This window comes from Novosphingobium sp. BL-S-32 (genome assembly GCF_056857055.1).
This window is the reverse complement of record NZ_CM166476.1, coordinates 612,423-638,802: the sequence shown is the minus strand read 5'-3', so window position 1 is coordinate 638,802 and position 26,380 is coordinate 612,423. Positions and strand designations below refer to the sequence as shown.

25 protein-coding genes are annotated in these 26,380 nt (G+C 64.3%); 13 read left to right on the top strand and 12 right to left on the bottom strand.

Going from position 1 to position 26,380, the window contains the following annotated elements; genetic code table 11:
* The first annotated feature begins 51 nt into the window (after window positions 1–51).
* On the top strand, window positions 52–1,137 hold the full coding sequence (locus tag AC1VVK_RS03005) for an alpha/beta hydrolase (RefSeq protein ID WP_482904323.1): 1,086 nt from the start codon (window positions 52–54) through the stop codon (window positions 1,135–1,137).
* Window positions 1,138–1,256: 119 nt separating this feature from the next.
* Here AC1VVK_RS03005 and AC1VVK_RS03000 read toward each other — a convergent pair whose 3' ends face one another.
* Window positions 1,257–2,324: an AraC family transcriptional regulator gene (locus AC1VVK_RS03000; RefSeq protein ID WP_482904322.1), complete on the bottom strand. Its 1,068-nt coding sequence runs from the start codon at window positions 2,322–2,324 to the stop codon at window positions 1,257–1,259.
* Between the two features lie 164 nt (window positions 2,325–2,488).
* On the opposite strand from AC1VVK_RS03000, the gene AC1VVK_RS02995 reads away from it, so the two are divergent.
* The 3 genes from AC1VVK_RS02995 (at window position 2,489) to AC1VVK_RS02985 (ending at window position 5,224) form a co-directional block, all read left to right on the top strand.
* Window positions 2,489–3,460 carry an enoyl-CoA hydratase/isomerase family protein gene (locus AC1VVK_RS02995; RefSeq protein WP_482904321.1) on the top strand — a complete coding sequence of 324 codons (972 nt, stop codon included), beginning with the start codon at window positions 2,489–2,491 and terminating at the stop codon, window positions 3,458–3,460.
* 237 nt (window positions 3,461–3,697) lie between these two features.
* Window positions 3,698–4,762 (top strand): helix-turn-helix domain-containing protein, encoded by a 1,065-nt coding sequence (locus AC1VVK_RS02990; protein WP_482904320.1) that lies wholly within the window; start codon window positions 3,698–3,700, stop codon window positions 4,760–4,762.
* Between the two features lie 126 nt (window positions 4,763–4,888).
* Entirely contained in the window at window positions 4,889–5,224 is a 336-nt protein-coding gene (locus AC1VVK_RS02985; protein WP_132385548.1) for a DUF4286 family protein, read from the top strand.
* 46 nt (window positions 5,225–5,270) lie between these two features.
* On the opposite strand, the gene AC1VVK_RS02980 is transcribed toward AC1VVK_RS02985, so the two are convergent.
* Window positions 5,271–6,080 (bottom strand): enoyl-CoA hydratase/isomerase family protein, encoded by an 810-nt coding sequence (locus AC1VVK_RS02980; RefSeq protein ID WP_482904319.1) that lies wholly within the window; start codon window positions 6,078–6,080, stop codon window positions 5,271–5,273.
* Window positions 6,081–6,292: 212 nt separating this feature from the next.
* Between AC1VVK_RS02980 and AC1VVK_RS02975 the strand changes: the two genes are divergently transcribed.
* The gene (locus tag AC1VVK_RS02975) at window positions 6,293–7,981 is read left to right on the top strand and encodes an FAD-binding protein (protein ID WP_482904318.1); all 1,689 of its coding nucleotides are present in this window, start codon (window positions 6,293–6,295) and stop codon (window positions 7,979–7,981) included.
* Window positions 7,982–8,260: 279 nt separating this feature from the next.
* Here AC1VVK_RS02975 and AC1VVK_RS02970 read toward each other — a convergent pair whose 3' ends face one another.
* From AC1VVK_RS02970 to AC1VVK_RS02960, 3 genes are all read right to left on the bottom strand, one after another.
* Complete coding sequence (locus AC1VVK_RS02970) at window positions 8,261–8,686, bottom strand: hypothetical protein (RefSeq protein ID WP_482904317.1); 426 nt, start codon at window positions 8,684–8,686, stop codon at window positions 8,261–8,263.
* A gap of 60 nt (window positions 8,687–8,746) precedes the next feature.
* Window positions 8,747–9,502, bottom strand: coding sequence for a hypothetical protein (locus tag AC1VVK_RS02965; protein WP_482904316.1), 756 nt, complete (start codon window positions 9,500–9,502; stop codon window positions 8,747–8,749).
* 132 nt (window positions 9,503–9,634) lie between these two features.
* Window positions 9,635–9,943 (bottom strand): hypothetical protein, encoded by a 309-nt coding sequence (locus AC1VVK_RS02960; protein ID WP_482904315.1) that lies wholly within the window; start codon window positions 9,941–9,943, stop codon window positions 9,635–9,637.
* A gap of 300 nt (window positions 9,944–10,243) precedes the next feature.
* Between AC1VVK_RS02960 and AC1VVK_RS02955 the strand changes: the two genes are divergently transcribed.
* The 3 genes from AC1VVK_RS02955 (at window position 10,244) to AC1VVK_RS02945 (ending at window position 14,109) form a co-directional block, all read left to right on the top strand.
* A complete protein-coding gene (locus tag AC1VVK_RS02955; RefSeq protein WP_482904314.1) occupies window positions 10,244–12,010 on the top strand; it encodes a class I adenylate-forming enzyme family protein in 1,767 nt (588 codons plus the stop codon).
* Between the two features lie 81 nt (window positions 12,011–12,091).
* On the top strand, window positions 12,092–13,090 hold the full coding sequence (locus AC1VVK_RS02950) for a thiamine pyrophosphate-dependent dehydrogenase E1 component subunit alpha (protein ID WP_132385542.1): 999 nt from the start codon (window positions 12,092–12,094) through the stop codon (window positions 13,088–13,090).
* Window positions 13,087–14,109, top strand: a complete 1,023-nt coding sequence (locus AC1VVK_RS02945; protein ID WP_482904313.1) for an alpha-ketoacid dehydrogenase subunit beta — start codon at window positions 13,087–13,089, stop codon at window positions 14,107–14,109. Before AC1VVK_RS02950 ends, AC1VVK_RS02945 begins: the two co-directional genes overlap by 4 nt.
* Before the next feature lie 354 nt (window positions 14,110–14,463).
* Here AC1VVK_RS02945 and AC1VVK_RS02940 read toward each other — a convergent pair whose 3' ends face one another.
* From AC1VVK_RS02940 to AC1VVK_RS02925, 4 genes are all read right to left on the bottom strand, one after another.
* Entirely contained in the window at window positions 14,464–15,408 is a 945-nt protein-coding gene (locus tag AC1VVK_RS02940) for a cation diffusion facilitator family transporter (protein WP_482904312.1), read from the bottom strand.
* A gap of 74 nt (window positions 15,409–15,482) precedes the next feature.
* The gene (locus tag AC1VVK_RS02935; protein ID WP_482904311.1) at window positions 15,483–16,484 is read right to left on the bottom strand and encodes an acyl-CoA dehydrogenase family protein; all 1,002 of its coding nucleotides are present in this window, start codon (window positions 16,482–16,484) and stop codon (window positions 15,483–15,485) included.
* Window positions 16,481–17,662, bottom strand: coding sequence for an acyl-CoA dehydrogenase family protein (locus AC1VVK_RS02930; RefSeq protein ID WP_482904310.1), 1,182 nt, complete (start codon window positions 17,660–17,662; stop codon window positions 16,481–16,483). Before AC1VVK_RS02930 ends, AC1VVK_RS02935 begins: the two co-directional genes overlap by 4 nt.
* Window positions 17,663–17,934: 272 nt before the next feature.
* Window positions 17,935–18,249, bottom strand: coding sequence for a Rieske (2Fe-2S) protein (locus tag AC1VVK_RS02925; RefSeq protein ID WP_132385796.1), 315 nt, complete (start codon window positions 18,247–18,249; stop codon window positions 17,935–17,937).
* A gap of 206 nt (window positions 18,250–18,455) precedes the next feature.
* Here AC1VVK_RS02925 and AC1VVK_RS02920 point away from each other — a divergent pair, with 206 nt between their 5' ends.
* Together AC1VVK_RS02920 and AC1VVK_RS02915 are read left to right on the top strand one after the other, a co-directional pair.
* Window positions 18,456–20,174, top strand: a complete 1,719-nt coding sequence (locus AC1VVK_RS02920) for an FAD-dependent oxidoreductase (RefSeq protein ID WP_482904309.1) — start codon at window positions 18,456–18,458, stop codon at window positions 20,172–20,174.
* A 181-nt stretch (window positions 20,175–20,355) separates the two neighbouring features.
* A complete protein-coding gene (locus AC1VVK_RS02915) occupies window positions 20,356–21,129 on the top strand; it encodes an SDR family NAD(P)-dependent oxidoreductase (RefSeq protein ID WP_482904308.1) in 774 nt (257 codons plus the stop codon).
* A 1-nt stretch (window position 21,130) separates the two neighbouring features.
* On the opposite strand, the gene AC1VVK_RS02910 is transcribed toward AC1VVK_RS02915, so the two are convergent.
* A complete protein-coding gene (locus AC1VVK_RS02910; RefSeq protein ID WP_482904307.1) occupies window positions 21,131–21,619 on the bottom strand; it encodes a hypothetical protein in 489 nt (162 codons plus the stop codon).
* A 193-nt stretch (window positions 21,620–21,812) separates the two neighbouring features.
* Here AC1VVK_RS02910 and AC1VVK_RS02905 point away from each other — a divergent pair, with 193 nt between their 5' ends.
* Together AC1VVK_RS02905 and AC1VVK_RS02900 are read left to right on the top strand one after the other, a co-directional pair.
* Window positions 21,813–22,958, top strand: coding sequence for an acyl-CoA dehydrogenase family protein (locus AC1VVK_RS02905; protein WP_132385534.1), 1,146 nt, complete (start codon window positions 21,813–21,815; stop codon window positions 22,956–22,958).
* Window positions 22,958–23,875, top strand: coding sequence for an acyl-CoA dehydrogenase family protein (locus AC1VVK_RS02900; protein WP_482904306.1), 918 nt, complete (start codon window positions 22,958–22,960; stop codon window positions 23,873–23,875). The genes AC1VVK_RS02905 and AC1VVK_RS02900 overlap by 1 nt, the downstream gene beginning before the upstream one ends.
* Window positions 23,876–24,018: 143 nt before the next feature.
* Here the strand turns inward: AC1VVK_RS02900 and AC1VVK_RS02895 are convergent, their stop codons facing one another.
* Complete coding sequence (locus AC1VVK_RS02895) at window positions 24,019–24,804, bottom strand: SDR family NAD(P)-dependent oxidoreductase (RefSeq protein WP_482904305.1); 786 nt, start codon at window positions 24,802–24,804, stop codon at window positions 24,019–24,021.
* A gap of 140 nt (window positions 24,805–24,944) precedes the next feature.
* Here AC1VVK_RS02895 and AC1VVK_RS02890 point away from each other — a divergent pair, with 140 nt between their 5' ends.
* Window positions 24,945–25,763, top strand: coding sequence for an SDR family NAD(P)-dependent oxidoreductase (locus tag AC1VVK_RS02890; RefSeq protein WP_482904304.1), 819 nt, complete (start codon window positions 24,945–24,947; stop codon window positions 25,761–25,763).
* Window positions 25,764–25,830: 67 nt separating this feature from the next.
* Here the strand turns inward: AC1VVK_RS02890 and AC1VVK_RS02885 are convergent, their stop codons facing one another.
* Window positions 25,831–26,364, bottom strand: a complete 534-nt coding sequence (locus tag AC1VVK_RS02885; protein WP_482904303.1) for a nuclear transport factor 2 family protein — start codon at window positions 26,362–26,364, stop codon at window positions 25,831–25,833.
* Between the last annotated feature and the right edge of the window lie 16 nt (window positions 26,365–26,380).

Genomic DNA, 26,380 nt, shown 5'->3' with positions numbered 1-26,380 from the left:
TTACACCTAGCGTGGTTAGGATCGCTTCCGGAACAGGGAGAGGATCCATCGATGAATAAGATCGATCGTGCAGGGGGTTACCGGAAGTCTGCTCTGGCCATGGCGCTCGCTGCCGCGGCGCTGGTGCCACTGAGCCTTGCGCTGGCCGATGCGCCCGCCACCACTTCGACAACGGCCGTTGCAACCGCCGATACGCCATACATTCGCCCCGATGTGGCGGCCTATCTGAAGGCGCAGGAGGCCCATCCTCTGCCGGCGATGACCGCTGAAGTGCTGGCTCAGATCCGCAAGCTTCCACCCGGCGCCCTGCCGTCGCGCGACGTGCCGGTCGGTGAGATCGCGGTAAGCAAGGATCTCGAGATGCCCGGACCGGCGGGCCCCATCAAGTTGCGCCTGTTCGACGCGCGCGCCAAGCGCGGACCCGGGCCGGTGCTCGTGTTCTATCACGGCGGCGGCTACATTCTCGGCAGCATCGACACCCATGCCGCGCTAGCGGCCGAAATCGCCCGCCGCCTCGACCTGCCGGTGGTCTCGATCGAATATCGTCTTGCGCCCGAGAATCCCTGGCCCGCCGCGCCGGACGATGGCGAAGCCGCCGCCCGCTGGATCGCCGCCAATGGCAAGGCGCTGGGCCGCGACGTCACCGGACTGGTGCTCAGCGGAGACAGCGCGGGCGGCAACCTGACGCTGATCGTCGCCGCTGCGTTGCGCGACAAGCCGGCAGCGGTTCCGGTCATCATGCAAGTGCCGATCTATCCGGCGACGGATTTCGTCGGCGACTATCCCTCCACACACCTGTTTGCCAACGGCTACGGGCTGGACAAGAGTTCGACGGACCTGTTCCGCAAGCATTATGCGGCAGATCCGAACAGCCTGCGCACGTCGCCGCTTCTGGGCGATCTCAAGGGCTTGCCGCCGACCGTTCTGGTGACCGCCGGGCTCGATCCGCTGCGCGATCAGGGCCGCGCCTATGCCGCCAAGCTGGTCGAGGCCGGGGTGCCGACGGTCTATTACGAGGGCAGGGGGCTGGTCCACGGCTTCACCACGTTCCGCAAGGATATCCCCTCGGCCCAGCAGGATACCGAGAATTTCCTGACGCTGGCGAAGGTCATGTTGGCGGAAGTGGAGAAGAAGTAGGCTTCCAGCGTCGCCCTCGCTTGGCGGGGGCGGCGTGTTATCTGAAGAAAAGCGGGGTCCCCGCGTTCGCGGGGACGACGGGGATTGGGGGTGAAGGCGGGTATTCGCCTTCGCTTCAATCAGGACCCAGCTCGGAATTGCTGCGGCGTGATGCCGGTCCAGCGCTTGAATGCGCGGCCGAAGCTGGTCTGTTCGCCATAGCCTAGCCTGTCGGCGATCTCGTCCAAAGACAGGCGGCGGTCGGCAAGGTGGGCGCGGGCAAGCGCCTCGCGCTGTTTCTCGACCAATTCGGAGAAGCGCATGCCCTGTTCGGCCAGTCGCGATTGCAGGGTACGCACCGAGATTCCGGTCTTTTCCGCGCAGCGCTCGATCGAGCAGCTTCCCGAGGCGAGCGCGCCACGAATGTAGCTGTTCACCTTGTCGACGATCGAAGGGCTGTGCGACGATTTCACTTGCTGGAGATAGGACCCCAGCAGCTTGTAGAGCAGCCGGTTGGCGCTCGGCACCGGTTGTTCCAGCGTGCGCACCGGGAAGGCTACCGAATTGCGCGGCGAATGGCCGCGTACCTTGCAGCCCAGCAGTTTCTCGATTTCCGGCAAGTCGCTGGAACGCGGATCGGCCGAAAGACTTACCCAGTTCGGCCGGAACGCGGGCCCTCCGATCGCTTGCAGCAGCTTCAGGTTGAGCATGGCGGCCTGATAATTGGCCTGATCGTTCAGCCCGATATCGGTGTTCACCAGCCAGGTCAGTTCGGCGGTTTCGCGGCCCTCGATCAGCACGACCTCGCAATCGGGCGCGTGGACGACGGGCAGGAACTCGATCAGGCAGCGAATGCCTGCGCGCACGGTGGGCGCGGCGCGGCACAGCGCGGTGACGCAGCCGAACACTTCCGGATCCTGCATCGAGCCGAAGTGGAGGCCGAACAGCGGATCGTCGAAGATCGCGCTGCAATATTCGAAAGTGTCCGCCACTTGCTGCGGGGCGATCAGGCTTTCCGGATCGGTCAGCACGCGCGCTTCCATGCCGTGCCGCTCGACAATGCCGCGCGCATCGCGTCCGTGGCTGCGCGCCAGATTGGCGAGCCCCGCGAAATTGGCCGCGCGCACTTGCCCGCCGCTGGGTGTGACGTCCAGCGGGCCATCGAGGCTGAAGAAGCTGTTGCGGTCCATCGGCGTCCTTTTCGGCATCGTCCTCTCGCGCATGTATTTCGGGCAGTTCCGCCTCTTCATGTCGCGCATCCAATATCGAGAATGCCGCGCCTAATGCCAATCCCCCTTGCCTTGCCTGTGGCAGCACTCGGGCAAGCCCCGGGGGTCAGCTTTGGCGCCATGCGGGAGAATGGGAGAGAACCATGAAGACGATTGCCGACCACAAGAAGGTCGCCGAACAGCATGTCCTCTACGAGAAGGACCCGGTGACCAAGATCGCCACGATCACGTTCAACCGTCTGGAAAAGCACAATACCGCCACGATCGGCATGCGCGCGCGCTTTGGCGAGCTGGTGTTCAAGGCGAACATCGACGACGACGTGAAAGTGCTGGTGATCCGCGGCATGGGCGATCACCTCGGCAGCGGCGGCGATCTCGACGAGCATGGCGATCTCTACCTGAATCCGCAGCCGGGCGACGGTTTCCTTGTCGATCTGGAGATCGAGGATCCGGACGTGAAGTACCCGCCGCCGGGTTCGTTCCGCTATCTCCACGGCCTGACCGACTATTACGCCAAGGCGCGTTCGGGGAACCGGCCGCTTCAGGAATTCAAGAAGATCTCGATCATAGAGGCCAAGGGCTATTGCTATGGCTGGCACTTCTATCAGTGCGCCGATGCGGACATCATCGTCTCGTCCGACGATGCGCTGTTCGGTCATCCCTCGTTCCGCTACGCCGGCTGGGGCCCGCGCATGTGGCAGTGGCTGGAGATGGTCGGCCTGCGCCGCTTCTCGGAGATGCTGTTCACCGGCCGCCCGTTCACGGCGGACGAGATGAACAACTGCAACTTCGTGAACTCGGTCGTGCCCAGGGACCAGCTGGAGGCGGAGACCGCCAAGTATGCGCACGCTTGCTCGATCACCCGCCCGACCGACGTGGTGGTGGCGCAGAAGACCTTCATCGAAGCCTACAAGCAGTATCGCGGCGAATATATGGGCAGCCTGCTCACCGGCTGGCTGGAAGGCATGCTGCCGCTGATGAAGGACGATGGCGAGAACGACGTCAATCTCGGCAAGGGCAGCACGTTCAAGCAGGGCATCGGCAAAGTCGTGAAGGGCCATGACGAGAACTATCCGCCCGAATGGCGTCTCTCGATGAAGGGCCGGAAGGGCTGATTTTGGGCCCGCAGTCGTGCGCGGACAAGCCGCGCGCGGCTGCAACAGACGCGTCAAATTGCAGCTTTGGCCAATATATGCACGCATTGCAGATTGCGGTGCATGAGATGTAGAGTTGCGGCGCGTTCTGATGATAGGTTCATCGAGAGCTTGCGAGACCGTCAGCAGTCGGCCGCAGCCTCGCCACAACGGGTCGCGCGCAGCAATGCACCGGCCCCAGCACCCGAGGAGAGGGTCATGGCTGAAACATTGTTCGCGCTGGACAGGCGCAATGTTCACGAAGGTCAGAAAGTGTTCCGGGGGGACCGGGCGCAGGAATACTATCGCGGCGACTTCTGGGTGGAAGATGCACCCAATGTCGACGTCCGGTCGGAACGCCGGGCCGTCGGCCCGGTTTCGATCATTCGCCAGCGTTCGGCGAGCAACCTGTTTTTCCGCCGCTCGCGCCAGCATATTCGCGAGGATGCCACCGATCTTTCGATCCTGTGGTTCGTCCGGCGCGGCGAATTCGCGTTCTCCAACCAGTGCGGCGCCAAAGTCGCGGTGGAGGGTGATTTCGTCATCACCCGCTCTATGGAGCCGTTCCTGATCGAATGCCGCACGGACGAGGCGGGGCAGAGCGAAGTGCTGCACGTCACCGTGCCCACGCACCTGCTGCGCTCGCATGTCGCGCAGGATTGCAACAGCGCGCTGGTCGTGCCGGCGCTGCGGGCGCGGATGGTCCCCGAACTGGCAATTGCCGAACAACTGTTGGGCGACGTGTTTGCGGATGACGGCCGTCTTTGCGAGAATTCGGCGCGGCTGCTGGTCGAAACGGCTTTCGGGCTGATCGGCCATGCCGTGCGCGCGCTGGAAGAGCCGCGTCCGGCCCGCCAATCGATAGCCGAACGGCGGCTCGAGGATGTTCTGCGCTTCATCGAGGTGCACTTGTCCGACCCGCAGCTCTCGACCGCGATGGTGGCCAAGGGCTGTGGAATCAGCCCGCGCTACCTCTCTTTCCTGCTGCGGCTGCGCGAGACGTCGTTCTCCGAACTGGTCTGGGAACAGCGGCTGACCAAGGCGCGTGACTGGCTGACCGATTCCGACCCTCGCGACATCTCGATCAGCGAGATCGCCTATGGCGTCGGCTTCAAGAGCCCGGCGCACTTCAGCCGGATGTTCAAGCGGGTCTTCGGGGCCAATCCTCGCGAATATCGGGGCGATTGCGGATCGGAAGTGCCTGTGCGGCCCGCGCTCACACCCTCATCCACCGGGGCGGCCGGGTTTGGCGAATTCGTCTCCGGCTCCAGCCTGCTCCAGTAATTCCTGTTCCCGCGGCCGGGGTGCATGTCGCCCCGGCGATGCCTTCGTCCGTCTCGCCGCGGCGCTTGCGCAGGCGTGCGGGGCAGGGCGATGTTCGCCCGCAAACGCATGAGAGGATGATTTCCGATGCCCCGTTACAAGCTTGTCGCGCTGACCACGCCGCTGCCTGGCCGTGAGGACGACTACCACGAGTGGTACAATACCAAGCACTTGCCCGAGCTGGTCAACAAGTTCGGCATGAACGGCGCGCAGCGCTACGAGCTGGTTGCCAAACTTATCGGCAACGACACCAACCCCTATCTCGCCATCTATGACATCGAGTGCGAGGACCCGATGGCCCTGCTCGGCGCGATCGGCAAGGCGACCGCTGCCGGCGAACTCACCCAGAGCGACGCCTCCGACATGGCGGTGTGCTACACCGCGCTGTTCACGGAACTGGGCGCACCGGTGCTGCCGGCCTGAACCGTCAGCGGAGAATGCCCCGGGCGGGGCATTCTCCGTACGACTTTCAGCGGCCGATGAACTTCGGCGCCCGCTTTTCCTTGAGCGCCAGAACCGCCTCCAGATGGTCGGCACTGCGCACGCTGACGCTTTCGTAGGCGATGCCGGCGTCCATCAGCGCCGTGGCGAGGCGCTTCAGTTCCAGATTGGTCAGCAGCTTGGTCGCGCGGATCGCCATGGTCGCGCCGCCGAGTAATTTCGCGCAGAAGGCATCGACCTTCTCGTCGAGTTCGCCTGCGGGCACGCAGTGATTGACCAGACCGATTTCGGCGGCCTTGCTCGCGGTGAGCAATTCGCCGGTCAGCAGGTATTCCTTGGCGCGGGTCAGGCCGATGCGCTGGGCCCAGATCACCGCGCCGCCATCACCGGCGACTAGGCCGATGCCCACGTGAGGATCGCCGATCTTGGCGCCTTCGGCGGCGAAGATCACGTCGCACAGCAGCGCCAGCGTCGCGCCAAGGCCCACGGCATGACCGTTCAGCCGGCACACCACCGGCTTGTCGATGTCGAGCAGGGTCAGGACGATGCGTTTGGCGACGCGGGCCTCGTGATCGAAGAGGTGCGGATTGCGCGCCGAGTTCTCGATGTGGTCAAGGTCGCCCCCGGCCGAGAAGGCGCGACCGGCGCCGGTCAGCACGATCACGTCCGACCCGGCATCGTTCTGGGCGAACCACAGCGCCTCCGCCAGTTCGTCGTGAAGCTGGAGGTTCACCGCATTCATCGCATCGGGCCGATTGAGCGTGATGCGCAGGAGCCGCCCCTCACGGGCAAGCAGGATGGTGCCGAACTCCGGCAGCGGCAGCAGATCGTCGCTCATTTTCGGCGTGTCTCCCTTCGTTTCCCTCGCTCATAATCGCCTCGCCGCGTTCGGCCACCTGCAATCGTCCGGTGAGCGAAGCCTTCGCCGGGGCGAAACATGCGTGGTGACAAGGCCTTGATGGTCCGCTTCGCTTGCCATTGGGCGGCAAGTCCGATCTACCTCGCCCAAAGCCCGCGCATGTAAGCGCGGGGCACGGGTGAGAGGGCGAGATGGCTGAGTTCGACGAGACGTTCGACTGGGTGGTCGTGGGCAGCGGGGCGGGCTCGATGGCTTCGGCTCTGCTGATGAAGCAGGCGGGCAAGTCGGTCGTCATTCTCGAAAAGGCGCAATGGGTCGGCGGCACCACTGCCAAGTCCGGCGGCGTCATGTGGATTCCGAACAACCGCTTCATGGATCCCGGCGAGGACAGCTTCGAGCGTGCCTGCCAGTACCTCGACGCGGTCGTCCCCGATGGCGAGGACAGCCCCGGCACCAGTCCCGAACGCCGCCGCGCCTATGCGCGCGAAGCGCCGAAGATGCTGGACTTCATCGTCTCGCAAGGCGTGGCGATGGAGCGCGGCTCCGCCTTCTGGCCGGACTATTATGACGATCTTCCCGGCGGCATGAAGACCAGCCGCACCGTCACCGCGCTGCCGTTCGACAAGAACCAGCTGGGCAAGGAATGGGCGCCCCGGCTGCGTCAGGGCTTCGCCGAAGTGCCGGTCAAGCTGGACGACGGCATGAAGCTGCCGTTTGCCAAGCACTCGTGGGCTATCAAGATGCTGCTCGTGCGCATCGGGCTCAAGATCATTGCGGGCAAGCTCACCGGCAAGCACTGGGTCACGGCGGGGGCGGCGCTGCAAGGGCGGATGCTCAAGGCCGTCATCGAGAAGGACGCCGCCGACATCCGTCTGGAATCGCCGGTTTCCGAAGTGATTATCGAGGACGGCAAGGCCGTTGGCGTTGTCACCAAGAAGGACGGCAAGCCTTGGCGCGTGGGCGCCCGTCTCGGTGTGCTGATGAACGCGGGCGGCTTCTCGCAGAACCAGCCCATGCGCGACCGGTACATGCCCGGCACCCGTGCGGTGTGGTCAAACGGGATCGAGAGCGATGCGGGCGACATGCACGTCGAGCTGGAGCGCAAGGGCGCGGTGCTCGCACAGATGGACCAGATGGTCGGCTTCCAGATGAGCGAGGCGCCCGGCTGGGATACCGATTACGTCAAGCCCGGCACCCAGAGCACCACCGGCAAGCCCCACGCGATTCAGGTCGATCAGTCCGGCGTGCGCTACATGAACGAGGGCGGCTCCTACGAGGAGTTCTGCGAGAACATGCTGGTGCGCAACCGCACGGTTCCCGCGATCCCGAGTTGGGCGATCATGGACCAGCAGTACATGGACGAATACGCCGTGGCCGGTAAAGGCACGGCCAAGAAGAACATGGCAAGCTGGCTCGCTTCCGGCTGGATGCGCAAGGCGGATACGGTGGAAGCGCTCGGCCAGCAGATCGGCGTGCCGGCGGAGACCCTGAAAACCACGGTAGAGCGTTGGAACGGCTTCGTTCGCGGCGGCAAGGACGAAGACTTCCACCGCGGCGAGCGCGCCTATGACAATTGGCTGGGCGACCCGTTCTTCAAGGACGGCCCCAATGCCTGCATGGGCACCATTGAGAAGGGGCCATTCTACGCCATTCCCGTGGTTCCCGGCGATGTCGGCACTTATGGCGGCGTGATCTGCGACTGCGATTCCCGGGTGCTGAAGGCGGACGGTACGCCGATCGAGGGGCTTTATGCCTGCGGCGTCGTCACGGCCTCACCGATGGGCCGGGTCTACCCCGGTGCGGGTGCGAGCGTGGGGCCGTCGATGACATTCGGCTGGGTCGCGGCGAAGCATGCGGCGGGGCTCGGCAACCAGCTTTGATCCGTTCGGCCCGGCGTCCCGCGAGGTGGCGCCGGGATGCTCCGTGAATGTGAGTTTGGGCGGAGAGCGCTTGCGTGCCGGGCATGGGATAAGGCGGCGCCATCCATCATGGTGGGCTGGGCATGCAACCTGTTGAATTGCGAAAAATGACGGTGCTAGGTGACGAGATCGCGCCTCTTGTCATTGAGGCAGAAAGCGAAGGTCATCACTCCATGCGACGGCTTCGCAACGACTCCCGCCTCCCGCCTGATTCTTGCCGCCTCCGGTTTTTGAAATCGGTTAGAAAAAATCGTTCAGGAATTTTGCGGTCGCTTCCGTCAGGCTGACGATCTTGTTGGTGGCCTGACGGTAAAACTTGAAGTTCAGTTCCGTTTCGGCGTGACCGTCGTCCCAGTTCACCCAGCCGCGCAATTCGGATCGACCCAGTGGCCGCTTTGCCGTCGCAATGCGCTGGACCTGGATCGATACGCGGGGCGTTTCACGGGCGGCGTCTTCGCGTTTGGGTATCGCTTCGCTGGCGGTGACCCTGCCGCATGCAAATAGTCCGGATCCTCCCTCATTCTCGCTCGCGAACAGGAAGATGATGTCACCGGCACGGATATGCTTTCCGCCGTACATGGTCTTTAGTGCGGTGAACGCGAACGTGCTCGCTTCGGTATCGCGAATTTTGGCTTTGATGGCGAATGCGGTTTGGGGACGGGTCACCGCTCTATTGTACGCATTTTAGGTCCGGGCCGCGAATCCGCCGATGTCGGCTTCAGGACATCAGTTACCTGCAGCAGCCGTGGTGGTCACGAATGACTGAACGCGTAGGCGGGGGAAGACGTCCTCGATCGGCGTGCTATCGGGCAGCACGTAGACATAGCCGCCCTTCTTCGCGAACAGGGGTTCTACGCCCCTTTTGTAGAAGGCCTGCGGCACGTTGATGCAACCGAAGGTGATGCGGTTGTCGTCGATCGTCGGCGACAGCATTCGCGCCTTGCGGTTTTCCTTGTTGCCGACCGGAATCGTGTGGAGCGCCACCGACGTCGCATAATCGACCCAGAGCACTTTCTGCTGACCCGCGGCAAATCCGAACTTCGCCAGGAAACGGCCGGCAGGTGTGGTCTTCTCGGCCGGGCCGATCTCGGACAGCGACTTGGCGCCGATGCCGGGGGTTGCTTCGTCGCCGAGCGCCTTGCCGATCAGTACCGGCGCATTGGCCAGCAACTTGCCATCGGCATCGTACAGATAGGCACGCGCGGCCGGCTTATCGACGATGACGTAAGGCAGCGACTGGTTGTCGCCCGAAGAACCGACCCAGTCGGCCACGCGGGCGGCATCGACGGAAATTTCCAACGTCTTCGCGGGCTTTGCTTCCTTTGCTGAAGCATCTGCCGGTGCGGCTTTGGCCTTTTTCGGGGCGGTTTTCTTCTTGGCCGTCTGTTCGGAAGTCGCCGGCTTGTGGACGGGCGGCTTCGCCTGTGCCGGAGCGGCACCAGCCAGCGCTAGCGCTGCAAACGCCATGGGGACACTGATCATTGTGTAAGTGTACTCGAAGAAAATCGCGTGGAAAATAGGTCGCAGAAAACACGTACTCGAAATAATCGACAGGAATGGTCGGCGTCACGAAGGCGCCGACACATCACATCATCAATTGAGCCGAAGGTTCGCTTAGTTGCGAGCCTTCTTGGGCTTGGTCTTCATGGCCGCCAACTGCTGTTCGACACCGTCGACACGGCCGCTCAGCTGATCGATCCGCTGGCTGTTCTGCTGAGCCTGACCTGAGGCGGCCTGCGCCTCGGAAAGGGCCTGTTTGGCAGTGCCGTCAGTCTGTTGGAGCTTCGCATCCAGCCCATCGATGCGCTGGTTCACGGTCGCGATCTGATCGTTCACATATTTCTCGGTGGCACAGCCACTGAGACCAATCGATCCCGCGAGGATTACTGCGACAGGGGCAAATTTCGTCAGATGTAATGACATCGCATTCACTCCTACTGTTTCTACCGTGTAACCGCCCCAATACGCTCCAAGCCGAGCGTGAGAGCGCGAACAATGCGATTCTGGTCGACCGTGCATCCACTGAGATGAATGGATGTAACGGGCCTTCCAAAGGCAATAAGTGATGTGCGTTCGATCGGTTCCAAACTATTTGGTTGTCTGCATCGGCGCAGCGAAGTGACTGCGCTGACCTTGCATATGATCTCAGCTTTAACCGTACTATGCGCCGCTGCTAGTCGCTGTTGTAATATAAAGACGCACGACTGGGAAGGAATAAGGATCATGCATCAAGCCGGCACGGGCGCTTGCGAGTTGCCGGATCGCGGGCAATCACTGGTGAAGGCGCCGCCTTTGGCTCAGGAAGAGGGCCAGGGCGCGCATACAATCGCCGGTTATTTGCGCGAGGTCGTCCGCCGCCATGGGCCGTGCGAGGCTGTCGTTCTGCGCAAGTGCGAGCACCGCATTGCATGGTCCTACGACGAGCTTCTGGCGCGTTCGATGGACGTGGCCCGCGCGTTGATCGCTTGCGGAATCGGCAAGGGTGAACGCGTAGGCATCCTGATGACCAACCGGCCGGAGTTTCTCTCCAGCCTGTTCGGCACGGCGCTGGCGGGCGGGGTGCCGGTGGCGCTCAGCACTTTTTCGACGCCGCAGGAGCTGGATCACCTGCTGCGCGCGTCCGAGATCACGCTGCTGCTCTATGAGGCGCGGGTGCTCAAGAAGGACTTCGGCGCGATGCTGCGCGAATTGGAGCCGGCGATTGCCACCGCGCGGCGGGGGGAGCTGGCTTCGGCGCATTTCCCTTATCTGCGGCAGCTTGTGGCGCTCGGCGGGCTGCGCGGCGAAGCGGAGCCTTTCGCGGTAGAAGCGGGCGGCGCGGTGGAGACGTGGGACGAATTCGTTGCCCATGGCACCGGGATCGCCGACGATCTCGTGCTGGCGCGGGCCGATGACGTGCATCCGGCTGATGTCGGCGGCATCTTCTTCTCATCCGGCACGACTAGTCTGCCCAAGGGCGTGGTCCATTCACAGCGGGCTTTCGCGGTGCAGTGGTGGCGCTGGCCCCGGCTTTTCGCGATGTATGAACCGGTGCGAAGCTGGACGGGCAACGGCTTCTTCTGGTCGGGCAATGTCTCGATGGTGGTGGGTACGGCGCTTTCGACCGGTGGTACGGTGGTGCTCCAGCGCGTGTTCGATGCCGACGAGGCGCTCGAATTGGCAGAGAAGGAGCACGTGACCTTCCTCAATGGGCGGCCGCACCAGTGGGCGCGGCTTCAGGCCTCTCCGAAGTGGGCGGGCGCCGACCTCTCCAGCGTGAAATATGTGCCGCGCGGCGAACTGATCTGGCAGCACCCGACTGTGAACACCGAGTGGGAAGTGCCGATGTCGTTCGGCTGCACCGAAACGATGACGATCTGCACGTCCTTCGTTGCGGGCGACACCGAACATGGCTTCGAAGGCTCGTTCGGGGCCCCTTTGCCGGGGAATTTCCTAAAAATCGTAGAGCCGATATCGGGCCGTCCGGTACCCGTCGGAACGGTTGGAGAGATGTGCATCAAGGGGCCGACGCTGATGTCCGGCTACCTCGGCAAGGCGCCGGAGGAATGCTTCGATGCAGAGGGTTTCTTCTGCACGGGAGACGCCGGACGGGTCGACGAGGCGGGGCGCTTCTTCTGGGAAGGGCGCATGACCGAGATGATCAAGACCGGCGGGGCCAATGTCGCACCGATCGAGGTGGACGATGTGATCGCCCGGATTCCGGGGGTGAAACGGACCCAGACAGTGGGCGTGCCGGACGATCTGCTGGGCGAAATGGTGGTCGCCTGCATCGTTCCGATCGACGGGGCGGCGCTCGACGAAGCGACTGTCATCGCCTCCTGCAAGGCGGAGATCGCCAGCTTCAAGGTGCCGCGCCGGGTGCTGTTCTTCCGCGATGAAGACTACGCCATCACCGGCAGTGAAAAAGTGAAGTCAAGCGAAGTTCGCGCGCTGGCGGTCGCCCGGCTGGCGGCGGATAACGCCGAGGCGGTCCGGCCCACCCTTGCGTGAAGGCGGCCTTGGGGTACTGAACTTGAGTTCAGCCAGCCCCGTTCATGACTGGGCGGAATGAGGCTGTTCTAGAGAGGACTTATGAGCCAGACACTGGAGAACCGGGCCAAGCCCGACGCCAAGACCCAGCTCGACATTTATCGCCGGATGATCCGGATCGAGCGCAACGACGACGCCACCCGCACCCAGATCCGTCGCGGCCGCATTACCGCGCCGTACTACTCGGCGCGCGGGCAGGAATGCATTCCTTCGGCCATCTCGGTGCTGCTGAATAACGACGACAAGATCTGCACGATCTATCGCGGCATCCACGACATGGTCGCCAAGGACATGCCGCTCCGCCCGCTCTGGGCAGAGATCTGCGGCCGCGTCGACGGCACCTGCAAGGGCAAGGGCGGCCCGATGCACCTTACCCACCCGGAAACCGGCGTGATGGTCACCACCGGCATCGTCGGTTCGTCCATGCCGATCGCCAACGGCTTCGGCTGGGCGGCGCTGCTGGACGGCACCAAGCAGGTGACGGTCGCCTATTTCGGCGACGGCGCCAGCAACATCGGCGCGTTCCACGAAGCGCTGAACCTGGCCTCCGTGTGGAAGCTGCCGGTGATCTTCGTGTGCCAGAACAACGGCTTTGCCGAGCACACTCGCTACGAGAACGGCACTTCGGTAGACCAGATCTCGAAGCGCGCGATCGGCTACGGCATGCCGGGCTACACCGTGGACGGCAACGACCCGGTCGACGTCTATGCCCACGCCCATGCCGCCATCGAGCGTGCCCGCGCGGGCGAGGGGCCGACGCTCCTTGAATGCAAGACCTTCCGCTTCATGGGTCACGTCTTCGGCGATGCCGACGGCTACATGACCAAGGAAGAGAAGGCCGAGGCGATGGCCAAGGATCCGCTGCCGATCTACCGCCAGAAGCTGATCGACGACGGCATTGCGACGGCTGAGGAACTCGACGCGCTGACCGCGAAGATCGAGGCCGAAGTGAACGACGCCATCGAATTCGCGATGGCCTGCGAATTCCCGTCCGACGACGAACTGCGCCGCGACGTCTTTGCCGAGGAGATTCCGGCATGAGCACCGATACCCTTGAAACCACCACCGTCGAAACGGTGAAGATGAACGGCCTCCAGGCGATCAACGCCGCGTTGATGGAGGCGATGGAGGCCGATCCCAAGGTTCTCGTGCTGGGCGAGGACATTGCGGACAACGAAGGCGGCGGCGTCGTCGGCGTCACGCGCGGTCTTTCCACCAAGTTCGGTACGATGCGTGTGCGCTCGACGCCGATCTCGGAACAGGCGATCATCGGTGCGGCCATCGGCGCGGCCATGGGCGGCTACAAGCCCGTTGCCGAAATCATGCTGATGAACTTCACGACCGTGGCCATGGACATGATCGTGAACCACGCGGCCAAGCTGCGCTTCATGTCGGGCGGCCAGAGCCAGGTGCCGATGGTGATCCGCACCCTGACCGGCGCGGGCAACCAGACCGCCGGCCAGCATGCCGACTTCTACGAGGCATGGTTCTGCCACACCGCAGGCATCAAGGTGGTGATCCCCTGGACCCCGGCGGATTTCAAGGGCCTCTACCTCTCGGCCATTCAGGACCCGGATCCGGTCATCATCGTCGAAAGCGGCAAGACGCTGTTCGTGCCGATGGACGTGCCGGTGAACCAGGGCCCGATCCCGCTGGGCAAGGCGAACGTCGTTGCACCGGGTAGCGATATCACGATCGTTTCCTATGGCCAGATGATGTTCACCGTGATGCAGGCCTATGAAGAACTGACCAAGGCAGGCGTCTCGGTCGAAGTGATCGACCTGCGCACGATCTCGCCGTGGGACAAGGAAACCGTGCTGGCTTCGGCCGAGAAGACCGGTCGCCTGCTCGTGGTTCACGAAGCCGGCCGCAACTTCGGCCCGGGCGCGGAAATCGCCGCGACCGTGCAGGAAACGCTGTTCGGCAAGCTCAAGGCCCCGGTCGGCCGCCTTGGCGCGCCTTATTGCTCGGTGCCTTTCGCCAAGAAGCTGGAAGACGCTTTCCTCGTGCAGCCGCCCGAAATCATTGCCGAGGCGCAGCGCCTCGTCGCGATGGGCTGATCCGGCAGCGCCGCGTTACGAAAACGAAGGGCCTCCGCAGCAATGCGGGGGCCTTTTCGTTTGCGGGGAATGGCAAAGGTGTTGAACGTGGCGATTTTGTGCTGACCAAGCTTGAGGCCGGGACCGCTGTAGACCGCCACACATCTAACCCATCCAACTTAGTCCAAACCAGACCTCTCCCGTCGTCCCCGCGAAGGCGGGGACCCCGCTTTTCTTGCGCGCGTGGCAAAAAGGCAGCGGGGCCCCCGCCTTCGCGGGGGCGACGGTGTCTGGGGGAGGGTGCGAGGCAGAGCAGAGCCAAGCCAAGCCAAGCCAAGCCAGGCCGGGCCACGATGTCGGAATTGCCGAGTTAGTCTACCACACCATCGCATCCGCCCGTTTTTCGGGCCGAATGTAGATCGAGGTGATCCACGGTGAGAGCGCTTTCATCCGGTGCTCCAGTTCCTCGATCAGGGTTTCCGCCTCGCCCATCAGCAGGTCGTCAGCGAAGTCGGCGCTGATGGCCACAAAGATTGCCTGCGGGCTCGTGTGGATGGTGCGGATGTGATTGACGGCATCGATACGCGGATGGCCGTCGAGCACGCCGCGAAGCTGGCCGATGAGCACCGGGTCGGCCGCTTCGCCGATCAGAAGACCCTTCGCTTCGCGCGCCAGGACGATGGCCACACCCGCCAGCACGCAGCCGATCAGGACCGAGGCCACGCCATCGATGCGCGGATCGTCGAAGTGGATCGCGGCCCAGATGCCGATCGCGGCGATGACGAGGCCGATCAGCGCGGCGCTGTCCTCGAACAGCACGATGAAGCCGGGAGGGTCCTTGCTGCGGTGGATCGCGCGCCACCAGGTCTGGTCGCCGCGACCGGCATTGAACTCACGGACGGCAAGGGTCCATGAGGCGCCTTCCAAGACGAAAGCGATGGCCAGCACGATATAGTTCAGCGTCGGATCCTCGATCCGGCGCGGGTTGGTGATGTGGAGCAGCCCCTCGTAGATCGACACGCCCGCGCCCACCGCAAAGATCAGGATGGCGACGACGAAAGCCCAGAAATAGAGTTCACGCCCATAGCCGAAGGGGTGTGAAAGGTCGGCGGGGCGGCTGGCGCGCTTCTGGCCGTAGAGCAGCAGGATCTGGTTGCCGCTGTCGACCAGCGAGTGCACGCCCTCGGTCAGCATCGAGGAGGAACCGCTGATCGCGGCGGCCGTGAACTTGGCGCCGGCGATGCCGAGATTGGCCGCGAGCGCGCCGTAGAGGACGATATTGGCCTTGAAGTGCGCGGTAACGCTGGCTGGCTCGCTCATCGGGGACGGTTCCTGCGGGGACTTGGGAGTCCCAACTGTCACCGCCCCCGCAAGGTTGCGCAAGTCCCGCCTTTTCAGGCGAGTGCTTCGCGCCCCACGCGCTCGTTCCAGAGGTCTGCATTGCCGCAGAGCTGCAGGTTCAGCAGCGCGCGCTTGAGGAACAGGTGGCAGGGATGCTCGTCAGTAAGGCCGATGCCGCCGTGAAGCTGCACCATCTCTTCCGTGACGAAGCGGAAGGCTTCGGCAGCCAGCACTTTGGCGGCGGCGAGTTCGGTGACGCTGGCGCTCTCGTCCCGCACGCGCTTCCACAGCAGGGCTTCGGCAACGACGATGCGCGTCTTCATGTCGGCGGCGCGGTGCTTCAGGGCCTGGAACAGCGCAATCGGCCGGTCGAACTGACGGCGGACCTTCATGTACTCGATCGTCATGTCGAGCGCGGCGCCCGCCGCGCCGATGCAGTCCGCCGCGAGGGCAAGTTGCGCCTCGCCCGAAAGCCGGTCATGGAGCGCCTTGGCGCCCGACGCGTCGGTGAGCATGAGGGTAGGGGCGTAGCCTTCCAGCACCACGTCGAAGAGACGGCGGCTGGGGTCCCAGATCGGCCGTTCGACCAGCGAGACGCCCGGCGCATCGAGCGGTACCAGCGCATAACCACCGGGAAGCTGCGCGACCACGGCAACGGCCATGTCAGCTTCGAAAACGCCGAAAATCGTGCCCGAAATGCTGCCGTCCGAACCTTGCGTCAGCTTTGCGGACAACATCGGCAGCGGCGCATATTCGCCGCCGGCCAGCCGTTCGAGCCAGTCAGCCCGCTCGGTGAAATTCTCGCTGGCGACAACCGCCTGAAGGCCCAGTTGGGCCGGGATCAGCGGCATGGCGGCCAGCACGCGGCCCATTTCGAGGTGCAGCGCCGTCGAAGCCTCCCGCGTGAAGCCAAGGCCACCGTCCTCTTCGGGCAGGCGCACCATCAGCCAGCCCATTTCGGCAGCCAGTTGCCAGCTTTCATCGCGCGAGGGCGAGAGCTTGTCGGCCGGGAACGCCTTCTGCGCGGCGTCGGTCAGTTCGTTGAGCTCGATCACAGCACCCACCCCTTCGGCTCGCGCGGCATGTCGAGCATGCGTTCGGCGATGATGTTGCGCTGTACTTCTTCGCTGCCGCCGGCGATGGTCCAGGCATAGGAATTCATGAAATCGGCCATCCAGTTGCCGGTATTGAGATCGCCGAAAGTGATCGGCGCGACATATTGCTCGTCCATGCCGCCCAGCCGCAGGCCCAGCGCTGAGTAGGCCCGCAGCGCGCGACTATAGGCGTTTTTGACGATGGAGGCGTCGCCCATGCGCTCGATCCCGTTGATGCGGTTATCGAGGAACTGGTCGGCAATCGCGCAGACCGCGTCCACTTGCGTGACCAGCGTGCCGAAATCGCGCAGCACGCCGCGATCGTCTTCGTGCCCATGTTCGCGGATGAGCTTAGCCACGCGGCCCAGCGCGCCGCGCATGCGGTAGGACAGCTCCATCAGCGTCAGACCGCGTTCGGAGGCGAGCGTTGCCTGTGCCACGGCCCAGCCTTTGCCTTCCTCGCCTACGCGTTCGGAGACGGGGATTTCGACGTTATCGAGGAAGATTTCGGCGAATTCCTCGTCGCCCTGGATCTGATGGATCGGGCGGACGGTGACGCCGGGGGCCTTCATGTCCATCAGCAGGTATGTGATACCCGCCTGCTTGACGCCATCAGACGAAGTGCGCGCCAGCAACAGGCACTTGTCCGCGAACTGTGCCATCGTCGACCAGACTTTCTGGCCGTTGATGACGTAGACATCGCCCTTCAGTTCCGCGCGCGTCTTGATCGCGGCGAGATCCGATCCGGCGCCGGGCTCGGAGAAGCCCTGGCACCATGTCTCGCCTTCGAGGATTTTCGGCAGGTAACGGGCCTTCTGCTCGGCATTGCCGCATTCGTGCAGCGTGGCGAAGGCGTGATAGGTGGAGACGAAGGAGAGCAGCAAGCGCGGACAATCGGCGCCGGCCAGTTCCTCGTAGATCACTTTCTGCTCGGCCAGACTGCGGCCGCCGCCGGGATATTCGGCGGGCCAGTGCGGGATCGCATATCCGGCGCGGACGAGCTTGCCGAACCAGTCCCGCTGGGTGCGGACGAAATCGTCCTGCGTGCGGCTGGCATCGCGCCAGCCGGTGGGCGCTTCGGCGGCGAGGAAGCTGCGGACTTCACGCCGCAGGGCTTCTAGATCGGCATTCTGGGTCATGCCCTGTCCTTGCCGGTCGCGCTTGTGGGCGTCCAGACGGAGGTGGGTCGCTGCGGCGATATCGGGGATATGGGCCAAGTCAGCGTTAGAAGGCGCCGACAGATGGTGAGCAACAGAACTCATCATCTCCGCGAAGGCGGAGATCCCGCTTTTCTTGGCTGGAGTGCCAAGGAAGAAGAAGCGGGGCCCCGGCCTTCGCGAGGGCGACGGAGTGAGTTTGGGTCAGGGCAGCGTCAGGCAAAGGGAGGCAGCGATTGGTCCGCCAGCCGCCTTCACACGGCCACTTCGATCATCTCGCCTTCCACCCGCACTTCGTAAACCTCGATCGGCATCGTCGCGGGCGGATTGATCGGCGCGCCGGTTTCGAGATCGAAGCGGGCACCATGGACCGGGCAGGAGATCCAGCCATTGCGCATCCGGCCGCATTCCAGGGTCTCGTAGGCATGGCTGCACAAGTTGCGCACGGCGAAAATGCGGTCCTTCGTGTTGCACAGGAGCACGCTGATGCCGTTCACTTCCACCATGAGCTTCGAGCCGGCGGGCACGTCTTCCAATTTGGCTGCGGCAACGAAGGTCTTTTCGGTCATCATCATCCCGGTTCGCTTAGGGCCCCTGAAGGGGGCATGTCTTGCGGACCTGCTTGCGGTGCCGCCGCGACGCAAGGGCGCGGAGCGGGCACAAGCAGGATCAAGCAAGACGCTGTACCGTGGCGGTCATTTCGCGGGCAAGCCGCCGACGCGATAAGACTCCCGAAAAATGCGCGCCGCATGATGCGCACATCGGGAGAACATGGGTGGCGGCTGCTGAGAGTTTCGATGTCGTGGTGGTGGGATCGGGCTCGGCGGGCGCCATGGCGGCGCTGCGCAGCGCCGATCTTGGCCTGAAAGTGCTGATCGTCGAGAAATCGCACAAGTTCGGCGGCACCTCCGCCACTTCGGGCGGGGTCATGTGGATCCCCAATCACGGGCTCGACGGCGATCAGGGAGACAGCCGTGAGAGCGCGCTGGAATATCTCGACGCCACCATCGGCGTGCCGGTCAACCGCGAGCGGCTGGAGGCCTTCGTGGACGAGGCGCCGCGCATGCTGCATTTCCTCAAGTCCACCGGCGTTTCGGTCATGGCGGCGGCGTGGCCGGACTATTTTCCCGGACGCCCGGGCGCGCGGGCGGATCGCTCGGTGATCGTACCCACGTTCGACGGGCGGCAATTGGGCGATGGGCGCTACGCCTTGATGCGCGAGCAGTACAACCGCTTCAAGCTGTTCGGCCGCTATGCGATGGACCTGACCGAGACGTTCGCACTGATGATGCAGTCGAAGGGCTGGCGCATGGTCGCGGGCAAGATGATCGGGCGCTACTGGATGGACCGCTCGACCCGCAAGGTTTCGCACCGGGACAAGCGCTTCACGCAGGGCGCGGCACTGATGGGGGCGACCTACGAGCAGGTCTTCGCGCGCGGTGTGGAACTGCGGATGGAGACTTCTCTCGAAGGCCTGACGGTGGACAAGGGCGGCCGGGTTACCGGGATCGAGGTTTCCAACTTCGGCCGTAAATATGCCGTGGAGGCGCGGCACGGGGTCGTGCTGGCGGCGGGCGGGTTCGAGTGGAATCAGGCGCTGCGTGATCGGTTCTATCCGGTGCCCGGCCTCACGCGCCATTCCTCGACGCCGGAAGACGGCAATCGCGGCGAGGCACTGATCGCGGCGGAAGGGATTGGCGCGTCTACCGAGCATACCTCGCAAGGCTGGTGGATCCCGACGATGACCCTGCCGATGAAGGGCGCCTCCAACTTCCATGAGATCCATCAGGCCGCCTTCGATGTCGGCCGTCCGTGGAGCGTGGTGGTGAACCGCAAGGGCGTGCGCTTCGTGGACGAGGCTTGCGGTTACGACCAGTTCGGGCAGGCTATGGTGCGGGATCAGGTCGAGAGCGGCGCGAATTGCCCGTGCTGGCTGATCTTCGATGCCAAGTTCCGCAAGAAGTTCAGCGCCGGCGGGCTGATGCCCACGGTGCATACGGCCGAGCACAAGGTCCCGGCCGACTGGTGGGATCACTACGTCTTCCGCGCGGAGACCATTGAGGAACTTTGCGCCAAGACGCATTTGCCGGTCGAGGCCGTGAGGCAGACCATCGCCAATATGAACGGTTATGCGAAGACCGGCATCGATCCTGAATTCGGGCGGGGGATGAACCCCTATGACCAGATGTTCGGCGATCCTTCGTCCACGCCAAACCCGAATATCGGGCCGATCGACAAGGCGCCGTTCTATGCGGTGCCGATCAACAATGGCGATCTCGGCACCAAGGGCGGGCTGCGCTGCGATGCGCGGGCGCGGGTGCTGGATGGCGCGGGGCAGCCGATTGCGGGGCTCTATGCGGCGGGCAACAATTCGGGGACGCCGTTCGGCGATACGTATCCCGGGGCGGGGGCGACCATTGGACCAGCTATGACCTTCGGGTTCGTTGCCGCCAACGACATTGCCGAGCGTGCGGGGAACCAGCGAACGGGCTAAATCGAGAGATTGAAGGGAGCGGGATCCCCGCCTTCGCGGGGATGACGGAGTAAGGTGGGGGCGATCTCGCTGGCCTCGTCGCAGGTTCCCAGCTCAATCGTGATTGAAAAATTACCGTCATCCCCGCGAAGGCGGGGATCCCGCTTCCTCAAAGCGGCGACGGCACAGCGGAGCAGGATCAATGAAGGGCAAGGTAGCAGTCGTCACCGGAGCGGCAGGCGGCATAGGCGAGGCCATAGTCCGCGCGCTGGGCGCGAAGGGCGTGAAAGTCCTCGGCACCGGGCGCAATGCGGGCAAGCTTCAGGCGCTGAAAGATACGCTGGCAGGCACAATGGCGTTCGATTTCGTCGCCGTCGATGCCACGGCGGACGACGCGCCGCGTGCGATTGTCGAAGCTGCGGTGGAGAAGTTCGGCCGGCTCGACGTGCTGGTCAACAATGCGGGCTCGTTCAACTTTGGGCCGGTGGACCAGACCACTGACGACATGCTTGACGAAGTGCTCGGCATTTCCCTGCGCGCGCCGTTCCGGCTCTGCCGCGAGGCGTTGAAGGTGATGAATGAGGGAGGTTCGATCCTCTTCATCGGCTCGACCTGGGGGCTCTACGGCACGCCAGGCGGCGGGGCCTATTCCACCGTCAAGGCCGGGCAGATCGGGTTGATGCAGACCATGGCCGCCGAATATGGCCCGCGCGGCATCCGCTCGAACTATGTGGCGCCGACTGTGGTGCGCACGGAGATGACGACCGCCTTCTGGGACCTCGATTTCTTCCGTCGCACCAACCACGAACTGACCCCGCTCCAGCGCGATTGCTCGGCGGCGGATATCGGCAATATGGTCGCCTTCCTTGCTTCAGACGAGGCAGGCTTCGTCAATGGGCAGACTATCGCGGTGGATGGCGGGATTTCGACCACGCGCTATGTCTCGCCTGCGGCCATCGGGGCGGTTCGCCAGTGATTCAGCGCGGCGGCTTGCAGGGCTTGCCTTCGTAAGCGAAGCGGATCGTCTTGTATTCGCTGCCGCTCCAGCGGGCGATGGGGAAGCAGAAGCCGGGGCCGCCGATCTCGATATCGGGATAGCCGTCCACCCCGCGCGTGGTCTGGAAGGTGGCGATGCCGGTCTCGTTGGCCATGAGCTGCCAGCCGGCGGGCGTCTGGCGCAGAAGTTGGAAGCCCGTGCCGGCCATGCCGAAGCATTCGGTGCTTTCGGCGGTGATGAGGGCTTCGGGGTGGCCGTCTCCGTTGATGTCCTTGAGTTCCACCGCCTGACGGGTGGCGGTAGTGGCGCCGTCGCAGCCGTGCCAGACATTGCCGGCCTTCACGTAGCCCGCCGCGCGCATCAACTGGTCGAACTGTGCGGGTGGCAGGGCGGCGGCCTTCGGGGCCTGCGCGGCGGCCGGAGCGGCAAGAGCAATGCTGAGCAGGATGATCTGGCGGATTGCCGGCATCGTTGTTTCCCCAATTCCGGTCCCGGGTTTGGCGATCGACCGGCCGAGCCCCTTGGCAAGAGGGTGCTCACGATGCGCATTTTCGTCAATTCGGTGAACTCCCAGGCGGTTTTCGCCGGGGCGTTGGCCCTTGGCTTGTGGGTGGGATGCCCGCTGGGTAACGCCGGGAGAAAGAACAGACGCGAAGGATGCCATGCAGTTCGAATGGACCGAGGAACAGGATGCGTTCCGGCACAAGATCCGGGACTTCCTGCACGCCCAACTGCCCGAGGGGTGGGAGAAGTTCTCCGAACACGGTCCCGCGTCTCCGGCGCTGACGGCGTTTGCTCGCGGTTTTTGTGAGAAACTGGCCGAAGTGGGCCTGCTGTTCCCGCACTGGCCCAAGGAGATGGGCGGTGAGGGGCTGGGGCCCTGGGAGCAGCAGATCCTCTCCGAAGAGATGTGGATCGCCGGTGAGCCGCGCGGCGGCCAGTACATGAACGTCAACTGGATCGGCCCCACGCTGGAAAAGTACGGCACGGCCGAGCAGAAGGCGCGCTATCTGGAGCCGATCACGCGCGGGGAATCGCTGTGGTGTCAGGGCTTCTCGGAGCCGGATGCGGGATCGGACCTTGCGTCCTTGCGCACCCGCGCGGTGTTGAAGGACGGCCATTACGTCATCAACGGCCAGAAAATCTGGACTTCCTACGCCGGGCTGGCGGACACCTGCTTCCTGCTCACGCGCACCAGTGATGACCGCAAGAAAGGCATTACCATCGTCCTCGTGCCGATGGACACGCCGGGCATCACCGTGCGCCAGATCCCCTCGCTGATCGGTGAGGGCGACATTCACGAAGTCTTCTTCGACGATGTGACCGTGCCCGAAACCGCCCGTTTCGGCGAGGAGGGACAGGCCTGGGAGATCGTCGCCTATTCGCTGCGCAACGAACGCCTTGGCATCCCGCGCTTCACGCTTGCCCGCGCCGCGCTCGATCGCGCGGTCATGATGCTCAAGGATCGCGGCGACTTCACCCGCGAATACGTCCGGATCGAGGCGGCGCGCTGCGCGGCGCTCTGCGAGGCGGCGGGAACGGCCAATTATGCCGTCGTCCAGAAGCGCGTGGACGGGCTGGCCATCGGCGCCGAGTCCAGTTCAGCCCGCTATGCCACCGTCATGGCCGAACGCGCGGTTTGCGAATTCGTGGTGGAGTTTCTGCCCGAGGCGCTCGCGGGCGCTTCGCCCTATCTCAAGATGCACCACCAGCGCGGCATTGTCGCGGGCGTCGCCGCCGGATCGGCCGAGATCCAGCTCAACATCATCGCCAGCGACGTGCTGGAACTGCCCCGGGAGCCGCGCTGATGCAGCTTGCCCTTAACGAAGACCAGACGCAGGTCCTCGATTTCGTCGAAGCGCTTGCACGGCCCTTCGCCTCGGCGCCGCTCCATGATGCCGGGCTGGCGTTGGAAAGCACGGAGCTTGACGCGGCGCTTGTCGAGAACGGCTTTCTCGATGTCATGGCGGTTGAGGAACTCGGCCCTGTAACCGCAGCGCTGGTGGTCGAGAAGCTGGCGCGCCTGCCGTTCGCGGTGGAAGCGGCGGCATCGGCTCTGGTGCGCCCGCTGATCGATCCCGAGTTGCCGCGTCCGCTTTGTCTGGTCGAGGAAGGCCGGACCTCTGGGCCCGTGCGCTTTCTGCGTCCCGGTGCGACGGTGGTGGTTGTCGGCCACTCGGGCGTGCGCAGTTTCACGGCGAGCGCGGATGGGATCGCTCCGGCGCAGGAGGATACGCTCTACGCTTATCCGGTGGCGTTTCTGACCGGACTGCCCGAGGCCATGACTCCGCACGATGTCGATCCGGTGAACGTGACCCGAGCCTGGCGCGTCGCCATGGCGGCGGAGGCGGCGGGGTTGCTCGGCGCGGCTCTGGCGAGCGTGGTGACCTATGTGTCCGAGCGCAAGCAGTTCGGTCGCCCGCTCGCGACCTTCCAGGCCATGCGGCACCGTTTGGCCGAGGCGCAAGTGGTGACCAATACCGCTTACTGGCTCACCATGCGTGCGGCGGCCACTGGCGACAGCGCCGATGCGGCGATGGCGCTGCTTCATGCGCAGGAAGCCGCCAAGCGGGTGTGCTACGATTACCACCAGTTCCTTGGCGGCATGGGCATGACGCTGGAGCATCCGCTGCATTTGTGGACGTACCGGCTCAAGCTGCTCACCTCGGAACTGGGCGGACGCGGTGCGCAGGGGCTGGCGGCGGCAGAGGCGCTCTGGGGATAGGGCGCGCTACTTATCCAAACACGATCCGTCGTCCCCGCGCAGGCGGGGACCCCGCTTGTTCTTGAGGCGTAGCGGGAAGGAAGCGGAGCCCCCGCCTTCGCGGGGGCGACGAGTGAAGTGCCAAGAGTGTAGCGCTCCGCCACTCAATCCGCGTCGATCATGCCTTTGAGCTGCGGTCCGCCGCCCACCGTCAGCGTTTCGCCGGTAATGTAGCTGGCCGCATCGCAGGCAAGGAAGGCAATCGCCTGAGCCACTTCCAGCGGGGTCCCCGGTCGGCGAAGAGGAAACACCTTGCACGCATCGGTGGCGTCGAAGCCGACCTTGGCCCAGCCCCGTTTCGCAAGCTCGGTGGCAATCATGCCCGGCGCCACGCAGTTTACACGCACTCCGGCAGGCCCCCATTCGGCGGCGGCGACGCGGGTGAACATCTGGAGTCCTGCCTTGGCGGCGGAATAGGCGCCGCAACCTACCGTGCCGTTGATCCCGGCCAGCGACGAGACATTGACCACCGCCCCGTTCCCATGCGCCTTGAGATGGGCGATAGCCGCGTGCGAGACGTAGAACGCGGCATTGAGATTGAGCCGAACGTCCTTGTCCCAAAGCTCGGGCGCCATCTTCGAAAGCGCGGAAAAGCTCGACATCCCGGCATTGTTGATGAGCACGTCGAGCCGCCCCAGCCGATCTGTCGCTTCCTGAACCATGGCCGTGGCCGCGTCGGCGTCGGTCACGTCGCAGGACAGGCTTGCCACGCGGCGGCCGGTCTCTTGCGCGATCTCGCGCGCGGCGGCCTCCAGCCGGTCGGCGCGGCGGGCAGCCAGCATGACATCGGCGCCGCGCCGCGCCAGCAGGCGTGCCACTTCCTTGCCGATGCCAGTGCCGCCGCCGGTGACCAGCGCGGCGCGTCCGGTCAGGTCAAAGCCTTCGATCATCCCGTCTCTCCCGATTTCCTGTTTGCGGACAAGACTAAGCACCCTTGGAGCGATGGCGTAACCGCGCGCGCGATATCGGGCTTTGCAACGTCGCGAGGCGCGTGAGGGCGTGCGAAACTTGACCGTGACAGAAGAAATCAATGGATGAGGACAGAATGCAGGGAAGCGATCTGATCGATCTGGGCGGACAAGTGGCTCTGGTCACCGGCGCCGGACAGAATGCGGGCCGGGCGACCGCTCTGGAACTGGCGCGGCACAATGCGGGCGGCATCGCCGTGAACGACTACGTTGCCGAGCGGGCCGAGGCCGTGGCAGCCGAAGTGCGCGCGCTGGGCGTGCCGGCACTGGCGGTGCCGTTCGATGTTACCGATCTGGAAGCGGCAAGGGCGGCCAACGCGGCGATCACCCGGGAACTGGGCGCGGCGACCGTGCTCGTCAACAATGCCGGCATGGCGGGCCCCACGGCCTCGATCCGGCCGACGCAGAACTTCTGGGAGGAAGACCCGGCGCACTGGCAGCGCTATCTCGGCACCAATCTCTACGGTGTCTACAATTGCAGCTATGCGCTGATCCCCAACATGGTCGAGGCGAAGCGCGGGCGGATCGTCACCATCGTTTCGGATTCGGGCCGCGTGGGTGAGGCCAAGATGGCCGTCTATGCCTCGGCCAAGGCAGGCGCGCAGGGCTTCATGCGCTCGATCGCCAAGGAACTGGGGCGCTATAATGTGACCTGCAATTCGGTCTCGCTTTCGGCGCTGATGCCGGACATGAGCGAGGAACAACTGGCCGAAGTGACGGCGAGCGATCATGCCAAGGCGATGCTGTCGCGTTACACGATCCGCCGCTACGGCAAGTCGAGCGATGTGGCCGCGCTGGTGAGCTTCCTCTGCTCGAACGCGGCGGAATGGATCACGGGGCAGACCTATCCGCTTAACGGAGGCTACGCGCCTTCGGCCTGAGCCTGCTGCAAGGCACCTCGGCAGACGATCATCGTGCTGCCGAGGGTAGGCGGCGAGGGCTGTTTTCTCAGGTCCGCGCGCCCCGCGCGAAGAGCGGATGGTCGCACAGCGCATAGCTCGGGTCCGCTGCGCCCTGGCCGAGCAATCCGCCGCCGTCGAAGGGGCGGCGCAGCTTGAAGTCGTAGGTCACCACGCGCTTCGAGAAGCGCCATTTGCCGTCGGCACAGCGGCGGTAATTGTCGATGTAGCGCACCGCCATGAAGTCCTCTTCCTGCGAGCCGTCGCGCGCCGGAATGAGGTGCCACGCCAGCGCGTAGACTTCGCCGCAGGCCGTATCGCCCCCGGCATCCACGGCGATCATGTGGTTGCACACATGGTGGCCCGAATAGGGCATGTAGGGGAACGACCCCTCGATGAAACGGCAGTAGTCTTCCGCCGGACCATCGAAGCTGTCGCCATGCGAGTCGGTGGCATCTTCGGTGTAGAGATCGCGCAGCAGCGCAATGTCCTGCCGGTCGATCGCGCGCGAATAGAGCAGCACCAGGTCGCGGATCGCGTCCTTGTCGAGCAGTTCGCAGAGTGCCTTTTCGTCGATAGCCATGTCTTCGCCTTCTCGA

Bases quoted from the DNA above. Each gene is read 5' to 3' on its own strand.
- AC1VVK_RS03005 (WP_482904323.1), top strand. From the start codon at position 52: ATGAATAAGATCGATCGTGCAGGGGGTTACCGGAAGTCTGCTCTGGCC.
- AC1VVK_RS03000 (WP_482904322.1), bottom strand. From the start codon at position 2,324: ATGCCGAAAAGGACGCCGATGGACCGCAACAGCTTCTTCAGCCTCGAT.
- AC1VVK_RS02995 (WP_482904321.1), top strand. From the start codon at position 2,489: ATGAAGACGATTGCCGACCACAAGAAGGTCGCCGAACAGCATGTCCTC.
- AC1VVK_RS02990 (WP_482904320.1), top strand. From the start codon at position 3,698: ATGGCTGAAACATTGTTCGCGCTGGACAGGCGCAATGTTCACGAAGGT.
- AC1VVK_RS02985 (WP_132385548.1), top strand. From the start codon at position 4,889: ATGCCCCGTTACAAGCTTGTCGCGCTGACCACGCCGCTGCCTGGCCGT.
- AC1VVK_RS02980 (WP_482904319.1), bottom strand. From the start codon at position 6,080: ATGAGCGACGATCTGCTGCCGCTGCCGGAGTTCGGCACCATCCTGCTT.
- AC1VVK_RS02975 (WP_482904318.1), top strand. From the start codon at position 6,293: ATGGCTGAGTTCGACGAGACGTTCGACTGGGTGGTCGTGGGCAGCGGG.
- AC1VVK_RS02965 (WP_482904316.1), bottom strand. From the start codon at position 9,502: ATGATCAGTGTCCCCATGGCGTTTGCAGCGCTAGCGCTGGCTGGTGCC.
- AC1VVK_RS02960 (WP_482904315.1), bottom strand. From the start codon at position 9,943: ATGTCATTACATCTGACGAAATTTGCCCCTGTCGCAGTAATCCTCGCG.
- AC1VVK_RS02955 (WP_482904314.1), top strand. From the start codon at position 10,244: ATGCATCAAGCCGGCACGGGCGCTTGCGAGTTGCCGGATCGCGGGCAA.
- AC1VVK_RS02950 (WP_132385542.1), top strand. From the start codon at position 12,092: ATGAGCCAGACACTGGAGAACCGGGCCAAGCCCGACGCCAAGACCCAG.
- AC1VVK_RS02945 (WP_482904313.1), top strand. From the start codon at position 13,087: ATGAGCACCGATACCCTTGAAACCACCACCGTCGAAACGGTGAAGATG.
- AC1VVK_RS02940 (WP_482904312.1), bottom strand. From the start codon at position 15,408: ATGAGCGAGCCAGCCAGCGTTACCGCGCACTTCAAGGCCAATATCGTC.
- AC1VVK_RS02930 (WP_482904310.1), bottom strand. From the start codon at position 17,662: ATGACCCAGAATGCCGATCTAGAAGCCCTGCGGCGTGAAGTCCGCAGC.
- AC1VVK_RS02925 (WP_132385796.1), bottom strand. From the start codon at position 18,249: ATGACCGAAAAGACCTTCGTTGCCGCAGCCAAATTGGAAGACGTGCCC.
- AC1VVK_RS02915 (WP_482904308.1), top strand. From the start codon at position 20,356: ATGAAGGGCAAGGTAGCAGTCGTCACCGGAGCGGCAGGCGGCATAGGC.
- AC1VVK_RS02910 (WP_482904307.1), bottom strand. From the start codon at position 21,619: ATGCCGGCAATCCGCCAGATCATCCTGCTCAGCATTGCTCTTGCCGCT.
- AC1VVK_RS02905 (WP_132385534.1), top strand. From the start codon at position 21,813: ATGCAGTTCGAATGGACCGAGGAACAGGATGCGTTCCGGCACAAGATC.
- AC1VVK_RS02900 (WP_482904306.1), top strand. From the start codon at position 22,958: ATGCAGCTTGCCCTTAACGAAGACCAGACGCAGGTCCTCGATTTCGTC.
- AC1VVK_RS02895 (WP_482904305.1), bottom strand. From the start codon at position 24,804: ATGATCGAAGGCTTTGACCTGACCGGACGCGCCGCGCTGGTCACCGGC.
- AC1VVK_RS02890 (WP_482904304.1), top strand. From the start codon at position 24,945: ATGGATGAGGACAGAATGCAGGGAAGCGATCTGATCGATCTGGGCGGA.
- AC1VVK_RS02885 (WP_482904303.1), bottom strand. From the start codon at position 26,364: ATGGCTATCGACGAAAAGGCACTCTGCGAACTGCTCGACAAGGACGCG.